Here is a 16,062-nt window from a genome sequence, read left to right as displayed (position 1 = left end):
GGGGAGGTGCTTCTAATCGCACTTTTTACTAAATCGCATTTATCTATTTCTATAAGAGATACTTATCTTCGAATCATCGTTACACCGAATCACGAAAAAAGACAGGTAACATTTCATCAAGAAATCCCAATCGATGAAGGAATTATCGAGGACGGAGTTATTGTTGATCAAGAAAAATTACGTATGATTCTAATGAATATGGTTCAGGAGAATACATGGAAGGGAGCAACAGTCTCTTTTTTTGTCCATGATTCTCATATAAACATTCGAAAGATTCAAGTTCCAACTGAGTTAGATGAAAAAGAAATAGAACCGTATATTCTATTAAATAACGAAAGCACCTATCATTTACCGATTTCCAACCCAGCGATTGATTTTAAAGTGCTTCAAGAAACAGAAGGGATGAAGGAAGTACTTGTCTTTGCGTACCCAAAGGATATTTTAGATGATTATCTGTCTGTTTTCCGCGAATGTAAGTTGAAACCAATTGTTGCAGATCTCTCTCCATTAGCGTTGCACCGTCTCATCGAAAAATCAGAGGGTGGCAATGTTAGTGATTTACTACTAATTAGCTTGTATGCAGATACAATGACTTTAACGGCAATGACGGATGGTTATCCTTTATTTACACGTTCGATTGCGCTTAATCCAGCTACTAATCCAATTAGTGAAACATCTAATCCCTGGCTTCGCACGTCGGAAAATGCCCAACAATTACTTGAAAATCAAATTGCTAGTGTAGAACGTTTTATGAATTTCTATCAATATACGGTCCATCAAGGTGATCGGAGTATTACGAAGCTTGCAATTTATAGTGATCATGGAGGTACCGTTCCATTAGTAAATATGCTAGAGAGTTCTTTCTCTTTACCAGTTATATCCCTACATTCAGTAACAGAAGAAGTAAATCTCCCGCCACAATTTGCGGATGTCTTAGGTTTGGTAGGAAGAGATGTTTAGAAGGGAACAAGGCTAATGACAGTAAACATCAATTTTATAAAAAGAGAAGAAAAAAACTATTCCAACTATCTTTTATTTGGTATTGGTATTTTACTATTTATACTTGTTATAGCTGGTAGCTTTGGATTGAAGTTGATCACCGATCATCAAGCTAACGCAGTACAAGAGGAAATTCAGCAGAATAAAGTTGCTGAAACAGAAGCACAAAATAAGCAATTAATGCATCAAACATATCAAAATCACAAGCGACACAGTGATACAATACGAGATAATCAATTTCTGATGCATTACTTTTATACGGAGATGTTAGCTCTTGTTCCTAGTGAAATTAATTATCATGAGATAGCTTATATGAAAGAAGATATCTGGTTTATTCAATTAACATATGAGGAAGTTGAGTTAATCGCTCAATTAATGAAACAATGGGAAGAAAAAAGTTATATAGAGTCAATAGAAATTATTGAAACAATGTATGGTGAGCCAAATACGATCGCCCTAAATCTTCATGTTAACCATGACGGCTTTATTGTGGAGGTAACTAATGAAGTGGAATAGAACGCATACGGCAGTATTATTTTTAATAATCGGTTTAAGCTTTTTACTTTCCATTGGGATGTACTATCTCTTTCTTAAGGATAGTTTAGATAACTTTGAAGAAGTGTCAAATGAAAGAGAAAAACAAAAAAACATGATCGCCAATCAAACGCAATTCGACATAGAAGAAGATATTACGATGTTTCATAAATTGCCGGTGGATCAGAATCATAAAGATATACTAACGAGAATAGAAGCTGAGAGAGAGGCTCTTAACATCCAAATAAATCAATTAACTAAGACGGATGCGACAGTGGATGAAGAGCTGCCTGAAGGTATAGAAGTATCTACCTTTACTCTTTCAATCTCGGGTGAATCTGAACAAGAATTACTGGATTTTATGGAGTCAATAGAAGCGAATGAGCGGATTTTCTCTATAAATGAAGCCGTCGTAACAAGGATAGGTGAGCAAGCTTGGCAAGCGTCCCTCCTATTGAATAGCTATCATTATCCAAACAGTCAAAAACTAAAAGTATATATGGAAAACAGTCCATCCTAATGATGGCTGTTTTTTTGTCTTATTATGATGAATACTTTTTCAGAATCTTGACAAATTTCCTCTTACATTGCATTGCTCGTATGATAGGGTGATAGAAAAGGTAGCGAAAAGAGGGAATGACATGCCAAAAAAGAGTAAAACTATTACGTATCCAATATCTACTGAAAACTCCACTACTAGAAAAGATAGCTTTGAAGAAGAAAATGTTTTCCAAAGAGATTACCTGCCTACTGAACCTGAACCGGTACACAAGAAGAAAAGCTCCTTCTTTCAAAAATATAAATCATTTATCCTATCGGCAGTTACTGCAATAGTAATAGGGACCGGTTTAGGAATTATGATTATGAAGATGTTTATTGATCTAGACCCAGAAGCTTTTTCTGCTAGTGAAAATGACGCGAATCATTCTGTAGCAATTGCGAATGAAGCGGTAAGTAATACAGAAAGTACCCAAGTGCGGCTGCAAATCCCTACTTTACAAGGCTATGTTATTCAGGCTGGCGTTTTCTCTAGTGAGGAAAATGCGAAAAATTTCTTTGACTCCCATTTAGCTTCTTTTAATTTACCTTATTCTATCTGGTACCATGAGGAAATGTATTATATTTTTGTCCATCTTGCGGGTACAGAGGCAGGTTCAAAAGAGTTTCATCAGGCTGATTTAGAGAATAATGAAAATTTTTATTCTGGTAAACTGTGGACAACGGCTGAATTTTCGATTGATATAGACGAGGCTTCTAGTGATTGGCTAACTGCTTTTCCCGAAGTATTTACAACGACATTATCAGAGGGGAATACAACGGCTTGGGAACAATGGTTAGAGAAAAAACCAGAAAACCCACATTCGAGTCTAGAAGATTTTGTTACTCAATCGTTAGCTGTTGCAGAGAAAAATAGTGAAGCGGAAAAAATGGTCCAAGTACTCGAAGCTTGGAAGAGCTTAGTAGGTATAAGTAAATAAATAGAATGATATAAAAATGAAAATTGTCGCATCCTAAGCGGCAATTTTTTTAATTTCTCCAGAGCTCGTTTTGCTGAAATAAAGCCGAATGAATACTCAATTCATTATGAATGCATAGTTGTTGTTCCAATAAATACGTCCTAGAATAAAACATACTAGAAAGGAGGGAAGGATAATCGAGCTAAAAACAAGAATGAAGGAGTTACCCAGACAAGACAGACCTAGAGAGAGACTTATCGAACATGGTCCTGAAAATGTTTCGAATCAGGAATTACTAGCGATTTTGTTAGGAACTGGAACAAGGCAAGAAAATGTATTTCAACTCGCCGAAAAGGTACTGCAAAACTGGCAAGGGATCCACAACCTGCAGGATGTTACGATTGAGGAGCTAACGAACCTAAATGGGATTGGAACAGTGAAAGCTGTAAATGTATTAGCAGCTAGAGAGTTTGGGAAACGAATTTTTGCTTATCGTAACAATGAGAAGGTGGTGATACGTTCGCCTGAGGATGGAGCAAATTATTTAATGGAGGATATGTGCCGGTTAAAACAAGAGCATTTTGTCGTTATTTTCCTCGATACGAAAAACCAAATTATTCATCGTCAAACAATATTTATTGGTAGCCTTAATGCTTCAATCGTCCACCCCCGAGAAGTTTTCCGCGAAGCTGTCAAACGTTCCGCTGCATCGATTATTTGCGCGCATAATCACCCTTCTGGTGTGCGCCTATACGGTGTCTTGCATTAGTGATTACTAAGTAATCTGGAACTCCTTGCAATGTTCCATGGTCAGCATCTTACCTTGAGAGGAAACTCAATACAGGGACAATAGCATGATGTGAAAAGGAGAAGAGACGGAAATGCTATCGATCCGATTCAGTTCTTCAGACCAAATGATGTATGGCAAAGGCTAAACTGCTTGAAGCCTAAACGGATGAGCGGCGGGTGCGCCATTGCATTAGATAGCCTGTGGCAATGAGGATAAAATAGGAGGCACAGCTAGTAATAGTAAGCCTGTTGAGTATCACCAGAACTCTGCCTGTAGCAAGGTTTATCCTTCAATCCTCGAACAGAGGAAAACGTTGAAAGGGCTGCCTAACCATCATGTTTCTAATGTAAGATATAATATAGGGATTACCTACGTGTATCAATCATACATAAGGTAACGGAGTCTCCGTAGTACCCAACGTTTGCTTGTAATGAGTTTAGCATGGGGAAGGGAGACAGGTTGGTCCTAATTAGTGAGGGGAGTTGTATAATGGCGGAAACAATAAGGAAAGAGTTAAACTGGATGGGCAATACTTTAAATAAAGGTGAATGGATAAAGAATTGCAACAAACTGATATTGAGGCGAGATATTTGGATTCTTGCTTACGAGCAAGTATATCAGAAACAAGTAACGGAATCAGATGTGCAAAAGATGGATGTTATCATTTCTAAATTAGCCAATATGTTTCAACAACTCCAAAGAAAGAATTACATCATGTATCTTAACAATACTATTTTTGAAAATAGGCTACTAATAGAGGTCGTACGAATTATCTTGATGAAAATATACGAACATTATCTAAAAGAATATCCCATCATGAAAAATGAGATGGAGATGATTCACTATATTAAACGAACACGAAAAAAGGTAACTTGGCTATGCGCTGGAGAACTCAATCTCCAATCGTCACAAATAAATAAACGTTTCATATATCAGTTACGTCGTAATGTAAAAGATGAACTTTTCATACTGTTAGTTGATCGTATATGTAAGCGTGCAGTTGATAACAAAAATAAGTCCAATCAAGCTTTACGCTCGATATATCATCTTCTAGTCGATATTTCATTGATCGAATGGGACGCTTTAATGAGTGTTTCTCCACATGAGGTGTCATCTGCAAATTTTCATCCTCGCTATGTTTCCCCTACCTTCTATGTGCGGTATAAACAGCACTTCATCTGTGGTTATACAAGTTCGAAACGAATGGCTAAAAAACATCTTGAAGCTATGCAATATCTGAAAAAATGGAAGTTCGAACATAGTGGTGTGTATCACTGGCAAACAACGTTGCCATTTTTGGATTATACGCTACGTTTTAATGATAAACAAAACTCTTCGGTTCTCTTATCCAAATCGACAGTGAATAGGTTAATAACCACTTATGCCAACTTGCCGAGTTTATCCATTAAACACCGACCTCAATTAATCAATAAGACAGAATTAGAGATTATCCAAGTTTACAATAAAGAATTAACAAGTATGGCCGAAAAGTTCTTCTTTATAGATAATTTTTATGTGTTTGACAAAATTCGTTATTTTGCTAAATCTAGTTTAATCAAAACAATTGCTTGCAAACGAAGAAGTACATCTAAAAAAGTTACGATAAGCTTGAAAAATAATGAACATCAAACATTAGGGGTTTTCTATGAGAAGAATGGCAGCCGCTGTTGGTACGGTTTTATCACATATAGAGAATTGCGTACCATCCAATTTAACAAAAGGAAAGTCAAAAAGACCAACTGATGAGCCGTATACATTGAAAGGTGTACGTACGGTTCTGTGGGAGGACAATGAAACCTGTATTACATAAGGCGCATTGATTCTACCCTCGATCCACAACCTTCACAAGAAGATATACAAGTGACAAAACGATTAGCGGAAAGTGGAAAAATGATCGGGATTGAATTATTAGATCATTTAATTATTGGTGAATACAAATTCACATCTTTAAAAGAGAAAGGCTACTTATAAAAATCAATACAGCTCTTATGATTTTTTTCCTGATGTATAGAATTACTATCAATTTTTTACAAAGTTAAGTATAATAAATGGTAAAGGCTGATGATGGCGCCATATACAAGAATATCCCTTGTATAATGGCGCTTATTATACTTTAAAATAAATTAATGGATGTTTTTCTTGATTGAATACACGCTACGTCATAAAATATGAACAGAAATCGAACATCTATAGAGTAAGTATGTGAACATGCTTACAATGCTGAAAGGACGAAAATAATCAATGAAATTATTTAATTTTTCGCAAGATTTAGGGATAGATTTAGGTACTGCTAATACCCTTGTATTCGTGAATAATAAAGGGGTAGTAGTTAGAGAGCCTTCTGTAGTGGCAATTAACAAAAAAACAGGTGATATCGAGGCAGTAGGGAATGACGCTAGAAATATGATTGGGAGAACGCCTGGTAACATCGCAGTCATTCGACCAATGATGGACGGGGTCATCGCTGACTATGATACAACCGCAGCAATGATGAAATACTATATTAAATTAGCACAACGAAATCGTTCTTCTTTAGCTAAAAAACCAGATGTCATGGTTTGTGTTCCATCAGGGATTACAATGGTAGAAGAAAGAGCTGTCATAGATGCAACAAAACAAGCGGGTGCAAAAGACGCTTTTCCTATCGCTGAACCATTTGCTGCAGCGATTGGTGCTGGCTTACCTGTTTGGGAACCAACTGGTAGTATGATCGTGGACATTGGTGGAGGTACAACAGAGGTTGCAGTTGTTTCTCTAGGAGGAATTGTAACAAGCCAATCAATAAGAGTTGCAGGAAATAATATGGATGAAGCAATTACTCAATATGTGAAAAAGAAATACAATCTAATGATTGGTGAACGCTCCGCAGAATCGATTAAATTAGAAATTGGTTCAGCTAGTGGTACAAATGAAAAAGATGAAATGGATATTCGAGGAAGAGATTTGCTCACTGGTTTACCACAAACCATTACGATTCAAGCATCGGAAATAACATTAGCTTTAAAAGATACAGTTACAGCTATTGTGGATGCGGTAAAAAATACATTAGAAGAGACACCACCTGAATTGTCAGCTGATGTAATGGATCGAGGAATTGTGTTATCGGGTGGCGGTGCCTTGCTAAACGGTTTGGATAAAGTAATAAGTGAAGAGACGAAAATACCTGTTTTTATCGCGGATGAGCCACTTGATTGTGTTGCAATCGGAACAGGAAAATCACTCAAATACTTGGAACATTTCCGCAAAAATCCGAGTGGGGGATCTCCACGATTCAAGAAATAAGAAAAAGGTGGTTTCATGGCTGATAAAAAAAGGCGACTATTTATCCTTTTAGTCTCACTTATTATAGTTGTAGGAATAATAGGCTTTTCCCTTCGTGAACGAGCAAACTTAACAACGATAGAAGATTTCGTACATGACGCAGTTGGTTGGACGCAGAACATAATTAATAAACCAATCGCCTTTCTTGATAATCTAGGGGATAATATAAACGAAATAAAGCATGTATATGATGAAAATCAAGTTTTAAGAGAACACATTGATCAAATAAGACAATTAGAGTATGAAAATCAAGAATTAAGAAAGGAAATTTCTGAGCTAAAAGATGCTTTAGAAAAAGCAGATTCTGATTTTCTACTGAATTTCCAATCTATCCAAGCCTCCGTTATTGCTAAAAGTAAAGACCAGTGGTTTAAGCAAATTACGATAAATAAAGGAACGGAGCATGGGGTTCAGCCTAATATGGCAGTTATTACAGGTAAAGGAATGGTAGGGAAAGTTCAGTCAAGCTCACCATTTACATCTACAGTGCTTCTACTTAATGGGTTTGATCGTACCAATCGGATAAGCGTCAATGTAGATTTAGAAGATTCTGATAGAGACGCATCTGGTTTTATTGTTGGCTATGATGAAGAAACAAGCCAACTTATATTGGAATTGAATGAAAGAAACGATAAAATAGAAGAAGGACAATTTGTGTTTTCGTCAGGGATGGGTGGCCTATTTCCTAAAGGATTAGAAATTGGTACCATTACTGAAGTGACACAAGATAAATACCAATTAACACAATTAGCATATGTCGAACCTTCAGCTGAATTAGATGAGATTCATCATGTTATTGTCATTGATCGACTAATGACAACGACGGATGAAGCAGAAGAGGGGGATGAGGAATGAAGTCAATCGTCCCCTATAAAATTGCCTTATTATGCTTCATAATGGTTCTATTAGAAGGCATAGCAACGGTACTTACACTCCCTTTTACAAATGATAAAGATGTCGTTCTACACTTTTTATTTGTTTTTTTAGTATTGTTAGTTGTTTTTTTTGAAAAAAGTCATACATACTATGCCATACTTTTTTCGTTAATATTTAGTATAATGATAGATATACTGTTTACAAGTGTTCTTGGTGTGTATTTATTTTCCTATACAATTACGTTATATGCCATTCGTATTATTATGAAAGTGTTCCATTCGAACTTCTTTGTTGCAATGTTTATGGTTGTAATAGGAGTGGCACTTATGGACCATATCGTTTATTTGTTGAATAAGATAATTTTAATACATGATATAGCTTGGAACGATTATATCGTGGATCGTTTTATACCCACTATTATATGGAGTGTTATTATAGGGATAATTTTTTATCTGATTTTCGGGAAACGACTGGAAAGATGGTCCGATAAAAAATTCGGGGAGAATAAATAAAGAAAAACATGTTTTATCATTTGTTGAAGGAGTGGAAATTTGTTGGCTGTTAAACGAGGGGTTACGATAAAAGGAACGAGAGACGGTCTCTCGCTTTATATGGACGATACCTACAGTTATAAAGAGCTATTGTCTGAGCTAGAAGAAGTACTCTCGGCTCAACATATATTAGAAGAAGATCCACTAATAAGAGTGACGATAGAACTTGGCAATAGATACTTAACAAGCAAACAACAGGACGAAATTCGTCAAATTTTCGAAAAGCATAATAAATTAGTAATTGATAAGATTCAGTCCAACTTAATCGAAAAAAAGACTGCTTTAGAGTGGAAGGAACAGACAGATATTAAAATGTACCATCGTATGGTTCGTTCTGGACAAGTCCTCCATGTGGAAGGAGACCTATTTCTAATTGGCGACGTAAACCCGGGAGGAAAGGTGATGGCTTCTGGAAATGTGTTCGTATTAGGTAGTTTAAAAGGCATTGCACATGCAGGCTGTTCAGGTAATAAACAAGCTGTCATTGCTGCCTCTTATATGGCACCAAGTCAACTTAGAATAGCAGATATAATAAGTAGACCTCCAGATTCTGATGAAGAAGGAATGTATATGGAATGCGGATTCCTCGATGAATCTTATGAAAAGATTAGGATGGAACGAGTGACGGCCTTATCTAAAGTAAGGCCTGAATTAAATGGATTTGAAAGGAGAGTTATGAATGGGTGAAGCAATTGTTATCACGTCTGGAAAAGGTGGCGTAGGGAAAACAACAACAACGGCTAACTTGGGAACTGCTCTCGCATTATTAGGTAATAATGTTTGTTTGATCGATACAGACATTGGACTACGTAATTTAGACGTAGTGATGGGATTAGAGAACAGGATTATTTATGACATTATCGATGTTACCCAAAATAGATGTAATGCTAGACAAGCACTTGTGCGGGACAAGCGCTTTGATTGTCTACACTTGTTACCAGCAGCACAAACAAGTGATAAAACAGCATTAACACCAGAAGCAATGATCGAAATTATCCAGGATTTAAAACCTGACTATGATTATATATTAATAGATTGTCCAGCTGGAATTGAACAAGGCTACAAGAATGCAGTTGCTGGAGCAGATAAAGCTATAGTAGTTACAACTCCTGAGAAATCTAGTGTTCGAGACGCCGATCGAATTATTGGTTTACTAGAGCAAGAAGACATTGACCCACCAACATTGGTAATTAACCGAATTCGAAATCATATGGTGAATAATGGAGATATGTTAGAAATTGATGAAATCATACAAATTTTATCGATCGATTTAATCGGTATTGTTGCAGACGACGATGAGGTAATAAAGGCATCCAATCATGGTGAACCTGTAGCATTTCAGCCGAAAACAAAAGCGAGTATCGCATATCGAAATATTGCTCGACGTATTCTAGGTGAATCGATTCCGTTACAAACTTTAGATGAAAAAATTACATTTCTAGGGAAAATGAAAAAAATGCTAGGAATGAAGTAATAGAGACTGTGTAAAGACAATGAGAGTGTCTTTACACCTTTTTTTTGCCTGTTACGAACCTCGATAAGCATCGTATTCCCCCTTCCTATCTACTATTCTCGTATTCTTAGCTTTGTTTTATGCATAAATGGTAGTGCGGCTCATATAGTATTACAAATGCGAAAAAAAGGAATGGGTTGGGATGAATAAGGACAAGTTATCGCAAATCAGAAACAATATTTCTAAAAGAAAAGATCAAAAGAAAAAATATACTAAGATAGCCTCATCACAGGTTAAGACGGATAAATGGCGCGTAGCTCAGCATTTACCAGATGATGAAGCACGTCATGGCCATTTTTCTTCCATACCAACATATAACACGACCTCAAAAGACCGAGTTCCATTTGTACAAAAATTTTTATGGCAAAGTGTAGCAGCATCTGCGATATTTTTCGCAGCTGTGTTCTTCCAAGGAGCCTCACATACGTCTCTTGAAGAACCTAAAAAATGGACAAACTATGCATTAACCGAAGAGTTTCCATTTGCAACGGTAAATGCTTGGTATCAATCTAAGTTTGGTGCACCATTTGCTATTGAATCAGATATGGCTAGCACTGATAGCAGTCCATTAATCTCACTTCCAGTTTATGGAGAAGTAACGGAGACATTTCAAGAGAATGGAGATGGAGTGCTCATTTCTACAGATGAGAAAACGGAAGTGACAGCTGTCGATACAGGTACAGTCATATTTGCTGGTAAAGATAATGAAAAAGGTAATACTGTTATTGTTCAGCATGCCGATCAAAGTAAAACAATCTATGGTCATCTAACCAAAATTGATGTATATGTATATCAATCCATCCAAAAGAATCAAAAAATAGGTGAATATGAACCTGAAGATACCCAGCAAGCTATGTTCTTCTCCATCGAAAAAAATCGGCAAGCTATCGATCCGATTCAGGTGATTGAAGTTGGAAAACAAAAATAAATTTCCAACCATTCATATTCATCCCATATTAATTTTTTTTATTGCTGTGGGGATTGTAACCGGGATGCTAACAGAATTAATCATTATTTTTACGCTCGTCTGTTTCCATGAACTTGGACACTTTTTATGTGCACGGTTTTATAAATGGAGAATCGAGCGTATTTTTTTATGGGTATTTGGCGGTACAATGGAAACCGATGAAGCCTTCAGGAGACCGATAAAAGAGGAGTTTTTTGTTACATTGGCAGGTCCTTTTCAAAATGTTCTTGTTTTTATTATATTAATCTTTTTACCGAAGGATTTGTTTCCAGAGTCAGTGTATACATTAATTCTACAATATAATGGAGCTATTTTATTAGGAAATCTTCTTCCAATCTGGCCGTTAGACGGTGGAAAGCTAGTGAAGCTGACATTAGATTACTTGATTCCGTATCACCGAGCGCATTATTGGATGGTGAGCCTGTCCGTTTTTAGCCTAGTAATTGGTATAGCCTATTGTTTTCTAACTGATTTAGCAAACTTAAGTATCTTTCTCCTCTTTAGTTTTTTATTAATGGAAAATCGTTTAGAATGGAAAAGAAGATATTATCGTTGGTGGCGTTTTTTATGGTTTCGATGGACAGAGCCAAAACGTTATCCAAAAACAGAATGGCTCACATTTAATGATACGGAGAATGTTAAAGTAGTCCTTCAAAATTTTTATCGAAATAGGAATCATATCATTATTTTAGAAAAAGACGGACTGTCTTATCCAGTGCCAGAAAAGGAATTTCTACGTGTCTATATGAATGGGAAACATTTAACGATGAATAAGCACGTATGATTAGGGTGTGTAGAGATGAAAGAGATATATTTTTTAACGAAATTAACAGAAAAGTTTGGCATACTTGTTGAGAATGGAGATATAAGCGATTTATTTATAGAAAGACCTAGTAAAGTAGAGAAACTAGACTCCATTTTTGCAGGGAAAATTAGGAATAAAGATACCAGTCTTCAAGCTTTTTTCGTTGATATTGGAACTGACAAGCCAGGTTTTTTACCGTTCAATAACATACCAGATGCGGTTAAGGAAACGTACCCGTTGACAGATGGATCCTACCTTCCAGTACAAATATGGAAGGAAGCATATCAAGATAAAGGCCCTCGTCTCACAGCGAATATCACACTTTCAAATAGTGCACTCGTTTATAAGCCATTTGGAGAATCAATTAGTTTTTCTAAAAGGTTGAATCAAGAACACGCGGAAAATTGGAAGGCGATGTTTGAAAAAGTGCTAGAAGATACGGAAGGTGTGATTGTTCGTAGTGATGCAACTCTTTATTCAGAAGATGATATGCAAAACATGCTGCATCAATTACGTCAACAATGGGAGAAAATTGTTGACAGTATCACTAAAATTAAACGTGCTTCAATGATTTATGAACGTCCGCTTGTTCCTGACCAAATGTTAAATCGGTATCTTCATCAATCGGTAGACCGATTTTTGTTTGACGATTATGATGATTATCAAAGAATGACACAACACTTTCCTTCATTAAGTGAAGCGATGGAACTGGTTAAGACCCCATCCCAAATAGCAGGAGCTTCTATTGATGAGTGGTTAAATAGACTTTCAACTAAAGAGGTTACTAAAAAAAGTGGTGTAGCATTAACAATTGAAGTTACAGAAGCATTAACGGTAATCGATGTGGATACAAGTACATTCCGAACGAATCAGCCAAAGGACATTGCTGTATTTCAAGCAAACAAGAAGGCAGCAACCTACGCTGCTCAAGAAATAAGAAGGAGAAATTTGTCCGGTATAATTTTAATTGATTTTTTGAAGATGACGAATCAAAAGCACCGTGTAGCAATCATTCAACAAATGGAAGAGCTTTTCCAACAAGATGTGATTCAGACAAAAATCTATGGATTCACAAGACTTGGTCTTTTAGAAATAACAAGAAAAAGAGAGCGGATGGGATTATATTCTCTGATGCAAGAACAGGATGGCACTTTTTATCGATTAGAAAGAGAATTGTATGAATATAATAAAAAAACCTCTGTAGAGGCTGTTTTATTAAAAATTCATACAGATTTATATAAGGCTTGGGAAACGACATGGTTACCGAGGATCAAAGCATGGAATAGAATGACTATTTATTATGTGAAAGACTCGTCTGTAACTAACGTTGAATTTTATCGGGTTGGCAGTGAAGAATTAGTAAAAGAGTGGATAGTCAATCATCCTGAATTAATAATTGACAAAGTTTAAAGAAATGTGATATTATCAATACGTTATTCATGTAGCACCCGTGCTACAACCGCACAGATCAGGTATTAAGTTTTGCATAGTCAAAACACCTGTATGGCGAGTCTTAGTAAATGAGGAGGTGCATTTAATGTACGCGATTATTGAAACTGGTGGGAAACAAGTGAAAGTCGAAGAAGGCCAGGTAATTTATGTTGAAAAACTTTCAGCAGAAGCAGGAGACGCTGTCACTTTTGACAAAGTACTTGCAGTTGGAGGAGAAGAAGCTAAATTCGGTACTCCATATGTAGAAGGAGCAACTGTTACAGCTAAAGTTGAAAAACAAGGTCGTCAAAAGAAAATCACTGTTTTCAAATATAAGCCTAAAAAGAACTATTCACGTAAACAAGGTCATCGTCAGCCATACACGAAGCTAACAATCGAGAAGATTAATGCTTAAGGACTGGCTACTATGATACGGGTAAAAATTAAACGTGATAATGGCCAGATTAAGTCGTTTCAACTGAAAGGACATGCGGAAAGCGGTCCTGTTGGTCATGACTTAGTATGTGCTGCTGTTTCAGGAATTACTTTTGGTGCAGTAAATGCAGTCTTGGAATTATGTAACGTTCCTTTAGAGATTGACCAAGCTGGTTCTGAAGGAGGTTTTCTCAAGGTAACTATTGAGGATATGCAACCTTCTCCAGATTTAGAAAAGGCATGCTTGTTATTTGAAGGAATGCTGATATCTTTACAAACAGTGGAACACGATTATAGTAAACATATTTCTATTATAGATAAATAAGGAGGTGCAACAAATGCTACGTTTAGATTTACAGTTTTTTGCATCTAAAAAAGGGGTAGGTAGTTCTAAGAACGGACGTGACTCTGAAGCTAAGCGCCTTGGTGCGAAGCGTGCAGACGGTCAAGTCGTTTCTGGTGGATCTATTCTTTACCGTCAACGCGGTACAAAAATTTATCCAGGTGAGAACGTAGGTCGCGGTAGTGATGACACACTTTACGCTAAAATAGACGGTGTCGTACGCTTCGAGCGTTATGGTCGTGATCGTAAAAAAGTAAGTGTATACCCAGCATAATACAAGAGAGCTCTAAGTCATTATATCGTGGCTTAGAGCTCTTTTTTAATGAGAGAGTAGGTGTGTTTATGTTATATGATCAAAATTGTATCTTTTGTAACCCTGATAAAGATGAAAATCAAAATATAGTCTTTGAAAATGATACGTGCTATTTTTTACAACATAATCATCAACAAGATGTTTTAGAAGGTTGTGGTGTAATCGTTCCAAAACAACATAGACAGCATACATTTGAATTAACGAAGGAAGAATGGAACGATACGTATTATTTACTTCAAAAAGCAAAAGACTACCTCAATAAAGAATACACTCCTGACGGGTACACACTTGGATGGAATGTAGGAGAGGCATCTAATCAGTCAATTTTACATAGTCATTTTCATGTAATTCCAAGATACAATGATGAACCATTAGCAGGGAAGGGTCTTCGTCATTGGTTAAAGCAACCTGCAAACAAAAGGAAGAAATCGACAAAACAACTATAAATTCTTCTGTAAACATTTGTTAAGAACCTCCATGCGATGGAAGTTCTTTTTTGTTTTGCTCAGAATTAAAATAAAATAAATTGTAACAAAATTGTAGTTACAGAGTTATATAAGCGAAAGGGGGAAAAAGTTGGACTTTGAAACCATTTATCGAAAATATTTTAGAGAAGTATATTTGTATGTTCTTTCATTAAGTAGGGATTCCAATATAGCCGAAGAAATTACCCAAGAATCATTTTTTAAAGCGCTAAAAGCTATTGAAACGTTCGATGGTTCAAACGATATACGTGCGTGGTTATTTACGATTGCTCGTAATACATATTTTACTTACTTCAAGTTTAAAAAGCGAAACATACCTGTAGAAACTATAGAAGAATCAACCGATAATGTGGAATTAGTTGAACAATTAATGAACGAGGAGAGCGCTTTTAAAGTACATCAGTTTCTACATAAAATGAAGGAGCCATACAAAGAGGTATTTACACTACGAACTTTTGGAGAATTAACTTTTGAAAAAATAGGTTCTATATTTGGGAAATCAGCCGGTTGGGCAAGAGTAACATTTTATAGAGCGAGAAAGCAGATCATGGAATATATGGAGGAGGGCGAGAATGGAGAGAGTTAATTGTAATATTATACAAGACGTCTTACCCTTATATGTAGATGACATAGTCTCAAAGGAAACGAAAGAAATGGTGGACGCACACGTAATCGAATGTGAGACTTGTAGAAAAGAATTGGATATGATGAAGGAGAAGCTGTTCCTTCCAATAGAAAATAAAAGTCCTCAATTGCAAAAAATCAGCAAACAGTGGCGTAAGAAAAAGTCGATTGTCTCTCTAATTTCTGTCATTGGTACAGCGGTAGTATTAATAGGGATTTTTTCTTATTTAATCTATTTTGAAACAGTAATTCCTTATGACGAGGATTTAATTCAAATTGAGAGATATGGAGATGAATTAACCACACATTATTTTGGTGAATCCTATGCTACTTTTCATAGTACCCATCCATTCTCACTTGAAGTTAAAGGAGAAAAGAAAAATATTATTTTTATATACTATACAAAAACGATTGTTGATTCACCGACTAGAAATATTTTTAACACAGAAAACCATCAAGTTGAGGATGAATATATTTCAGTATTACCTGAAAGTGAAAAAACAGATGCTGTATATTATGTAGATTATGATAATAAAAAGGTTACTTCTGGAGAAGAATCTTGGGAGTCTATCTTAGAGCGCGCTGTATTAATTTGGGAAAAATAATGAATGCATGAGA

The 16,062-nt window shown here is 36.0% G+C and carries 20 protein-coding genes, 1 pseudogene and 1 other annotated feature; all 21 genes and pseudogenes read left to right on the top strand.

What is annotated here, in order from left to right; genetic code table 11:
* Nucleotides 1–6 precede the first annotated feature (6 nt).
* The 21 genes and pseudogenes from pilM to GGQ92_RS03560 all read left to right on the top strand — a co-directional run bounded on the left by pilM (nucleotide 7) and on the right by GGQ92_RS03560 (nucleotide 16,049).
* Nucleotides 7–960, top strand: coding sequence for a pilus assembly protein PilM (pilM, locus tag GGQ92_RS03660; protein ID WP_184244630.1), 954 nt, complete (start codon nucleotides 7–9; stop codon nucleotides 958–960).
* Between the two features lie 15 nt (nucleotides 961–975).
* Nucleotides 976–1,515: a hypothetical protein gene (locus tag GGQ92_RS03655; RefSeq protein WP_184244628.1), complete on the top strand. Its 540-nt coding sequence runs from the start codon at nucleotides 976–978 to the stop codon at nucleotides 1,513–1,515.
* The gene (locus tag GGQ92_RS03650; protein WP_184244626.1) at nucleotides 1,502–2,053 is read left to right on the top strand and encodes a hypothetical protein; all 552 of its coding nucleotides are present in this window, start codon (nucleotides 1,502–1,504) and stop codon (nucleotides 2,051–2,053) included. Before GGQ92_RS03655 ends, GGQ92_RS03650 begins: the two co-directional genes overlap by 14 nt.
* 121 nt (nucleotides 2,054–2,174) lie before the next feature.
* Nucleotides 2,175–3,011 carry a hypothetical protein gene (locus GGQ92_RS03645; RefSeq protein WP_184244624.1) on the top strand — a complete coding sequence of 279 codons (837 nt, stop codon included), beginning with the start codon at nucleotides 2,175–2,177 and terminating at the stop codon, nucleotides 3,009–3,011.
* 193 nt (nucleotides 3,012–3,204) lie between these two features.
* Nucleotides 3,205–3,759, top strand: a complete 555-nt coding sequence (gene radC / locus GGQ92_RS03640; RefSeq protein ID WP_184244622.1) for a RadC family protein — start codon at nucleotides 3,205–3,207, stop codon at nucleotides 3,757–3,759.
* 510 nt (nucleotides 3,760–4,269) lie between these two features.
* Complete coding sequence (locus GGQ92_RS03635) at nucleotides 4,270–5,523, top strand: hypothetical protein (protein WP_184244620.1); 1,254 nt, start codon at nucleotides 4,270–4,272, stop codon at nucleotides 5,521–5,523.
* Between the two features lie 87 nt (nucleotides 5,524–5,610).
* Nucleotides 5,611–5,751, top strand: a pseudogene (locus GGQ92_RS03630) (JAB domain-containing protein); the annotation flags it as partial.
* Between the two features lie 270 nt (nucleotides 5,752–6,021).
* Nucleotides 6,022–7,062 carry a rod shape-determining protein gene (locus tag GGQ92_RS03625; protein ID WP_184244618.1) on the top strand — a complete coding sequence of 347 codons (1,041 nt, stop codon included), beginning with the start codon at nucleotides 6,022–6,024 and terminating at the stop codon, nucleotides 7,060–7,062.
* A gap of 15 nt (nucleotides 7,063–7,077) precedes the next feature.
* Nucleotides 7,078–7,956 (top strand): rod shape-determining protein MreC, encoded by an 879-nt coding sequence (mreC, locus tag GGQ92_RS03620; protein ID WP_184244616.1) that lies wholly within the window; start codon nucleotides 7,078–7,080, stop codon nucleotides 7,954–7,956.
* Nucleotides 7,953–8,489, top strand: coding sequence for a rod shape-determining protein MreD (gene mreD / locus GGQ92_RS03615; protein ID WP_184244614.1), 537 nt, complete (start codon nucleotides 7,953–7,955; stop codon nucleotides 8,487–8,489). The genes mreC and mreD overlap by 4 nt, the downstream gene beginning before the upstream one ends.
* A 42-nt stretch (nucleotides 8,490–8,531) precedes the next feature.
* A complete protein-coding gene (minC, locus tag GGQ92_RS03610; RefSeq protein WP_343068749.1) occupies nucleotides 8,532–9,215 on the top strand; it encodes a septum site-determining protein MinC in 684 nt (227 codons plus the stop codon).
* Nucleotides 9,208–10,002 carry a septum site-determining protein MinD gene (gene minD, locus GGQ92_RS03605; protein ID WP_184244610.1) on the top strand — a complete coding sequence of 265 codons (795 nt, stop codon included), beginning with the start codon at nucleotides 9,208–9,210 and terminating at the stop codon, nucleotides 10,000–10,002. Before minC ends, minD begins: the two co-directional genes overlap by 8 nt.
* A 181-nt stretch (nucleotides 10,003–10,183) precedes the next feature.
* Nucleotides 10,184–10,969 (top strand): M23 family metallopeptidase, encoded by a 786-nt coding sequence (locus GGQ92_RS03600; RefSeq protein WP_184244608.1) that lies wholly within the window; start codon nucleotides 10,184–10,186, stop codon nucleotides 10,967–10,969.
* A complete protein-coding gene (locus tag GGQ92_RS03595) occupies nucleotides 10,953–11,792 on the top strand; it encodes a M50 family metallopeptidase (protein ID WP_184244606.1) in 840 nt (279 codons plus the stop codon). Before GGQ92_RS03600 ends, GGQ92_RS03595 begins: the two co-directional genes overlap by 17 nt.
* A gap of 15 nt (nucleotides 11,793–11,807) precedes the next feature.
* Nucleotides 11,808–13,223 (top strand): ribonuclease E/G, encoded by a 1,416-nt coding sequence (locus GGQ92_RS03590; protein ID WP_184244604.1) that lies wholly within the window; start codon nucleotides 11,808–11,810, stop codon nucleotides 13,221–13,223.
* A gap of 37 nt (nucleotides 13,224–13,260) precedes the next feature.
* Nucleotides 13,261–13,337: a sequence feature (ribosomal protein L21 leader region), on the top strand.
* A gap of 13 nt (nucleotides 13,338–13,350) precedes the next feature.
* The gene (gene rplU / locus GGQ92_RS03585) at nucleotides 13,351–13,659 is read left to right on the top strand and encodes a 50S ribosomal protein L21 (protein WP_184244602.1); all 309 of its coding nucleotides are present in this window, start codon (nucleotides 13,351–13,353) and stop codon (nucleotides 13,657–13,659) included.
* Between the two features lie 12 nt (nucleotides 13,660–13,671).
* Nucleotides 13,672–14,004 carry a ribosomal-processing cysteine protease Prp gene (locus tag GGQ92_RS03580; protein ID WP_184244600.1) on the top strand — a complete coding sequence of 111 codons (333 nt, stop codon included), beginning with the start codon at nucleotides 13,672–13,674 and terminating at the stop codon, nucleotides 14,002–14,004.
* A gap of 13 nt (nucleotides 14,005–14,017) precedes the next feature.
* A complete protein-coding gene (gene rpmA / locus GGQ92_RS03575) occupies nucleotides 14,018–14,296 on the top strand; it encodes a 50S ribosomal protein L27 (RefSeq protein ID WP_184244598.1) in 279 nt (92 codons plus the stop codon).
* Nucleotides 14,297–14,364: 68 nt separating this feature from the next.
* The gene (locus tag GGQ92_RS03570) at nucleotides 14,365–14,781 is read left to right on the top strand and encodes an HIT family protein (RefSeq protein WP_184244596.1); all 417 of its coding nucleotides are present in this window, start codon (nucleotides 14,365–14,367) and stop codon (nucleotides 14,779–14,781) included.
* 130 nt (nucleotides 14,782–14,911) lie between these two features.
* The gene (locus GGQ92_RS03565) at nucleotides 14,912–15,406 is read left to right on the top strand and encodes an RNA polymerase sigma factor (protein WP_184244594.1); all 495 of its coding nucleotides are present in this window, start codon (nucleotides 14,912–14,914) and stop codon (nucleotides 15,404–15,406) included.
* The gene (locus GGQ92_RS03560) at nucleotides 15,393–16,049 is read left to right on the top strand and encodes a zf-HC2 domain-containing protein (protein ID WP_184244592.1); all 657 of its coding nucleotides are present in this window, start codon (nucleotides 15,393–15,395) and stop codon (nucleotides 16,047–16,049) included. The genes GGQ92_RS03565 and GGQ92_RS03560 overlap by 14 nt, the downstream gene beginning before the upstream one ends.
* The last annotated feature ends 13 nt before the right edge of the window (nucleotides 16,050–16,062 follow it).

This window comes from Gracilibacillus halotolerans (assembly GCF_014206945.1).
In the GTDB taxonomy this organism is placed as follows: Bacteria; Bacillota; Bacilli; order Bacillales; family Amphibacillaceae; genus Gracilibacillus; species Gracilibacillus halotolerans.
This window is presented reverse-complemented; position numbering and strand designations above follow the sequence as displayed.

Bases quoted from the DNA above. Each gene is read 5' to 3' on its own strand.
- GGQ92_RS03560 (WP_184244592.1), top strand. From the start codon at position 15,393: ATGGAGAGAGTTAATTGTAATATTATACAAGACGTCTTACCCTTATAT.
- GGQ92_RS03570 (WP_184244596.1), top strand. From the start codon at position 14,365: ATGTTATATGATCAAAATTGTATCTTTTGTAACCCTGATAAAGATGAA.
- mreD (WP_184244614.1), top strand. From the start codon at position 7,953: ATGAAGTCAATCGTCCCCTATAAAATTGCCTTATTATGCTTCATAATG.
- minD (WP_184244610.1), top strand. From the start codon at position 9,208: ATGGGTGAAGCAATTGTTATCACGTCTGGAAAAGGTGGCGTAGGGAAA.
- GGQ92_RS03650 (WP_184244626.1), top strand. From the start codon at position 1,502: ATGAAGTGGAATAGAACGCATACGGCAGTATTATTTTTAATAATCGGT.
- GGQ92_RS03600 (WP_184244608.1), top strand. From the start codon at position 10,184: ATGAATAAGGACAAGTTATCGCAAATCAGAAACAATATTTCTAAAAGA.
- GGQ92_RS03590 (WP_184244604.1), top strand. From the start codon at position 11,808: ATGAAAGAGATATATTTTTTAACGAAATTAACAGAAAAGTTTGGCATA.
- radC (WP_184244622.1), top strand. From the start codon at position 3,205: ATGAAGGAGTTACCCAGACAAGACAGACCTAGAGAGAGACTTATCGAA.
- GGQ92_RS03635 (WP_184244620.1), top strand. From the start codon at position 4,270: ATGGCGGAAACAATAAGGAAAGAGTTAAACTGGATGGGCAATACTTTA.
- mreC (WP_184244616.1), top strand. From the start codon at position 7,078: ATGGCTGATAAAAAAAGGCGACTATTTATCCTTTTAGTCTCACTTATT.
- GGQ92_RS03625 (WP_184244618.1), top strand. From the start codon at position 6,022: ATGAAATTATTTAATTTTTCGCAAGATTTAGGGATAGATTTAGGTACT.
- GGQ92_RS03655 (WP_184244628.1), top strand. From the start codon at position 976: ATGACAGTAAACATCAATTTTATAAAAAGAGAAGAAAAAAACTATTCC.
- rplU (WP_184244602.1), top strand. From the start codon at position 13,351: ATGTACGCGATTATTGAAACTGGTGGGAAACAAGTGAAAGTCGAAGAA.
- GGQ92_RS03645 (WP_184244624.1), top strand. From the start codon at position 2,175: ATGCCAAAAAAGAGTAAAACTATTACGTATCCAATATCTACTGAAAAC.
- rpmA (WP_184244598.1), top strand. From the start codon at position 14,018: ATGCTACGTTTAGATTTACAGTTTTTTGCATCTAAAAAAGGGGTAGGT.
- GGQ92_RS03580 (WP_184244600.1), top strand. From the start codon at position 13,672: ATGATACGGGTAAAAATTAAACGTGATAATGGCCAGATTAAGTCGTTT.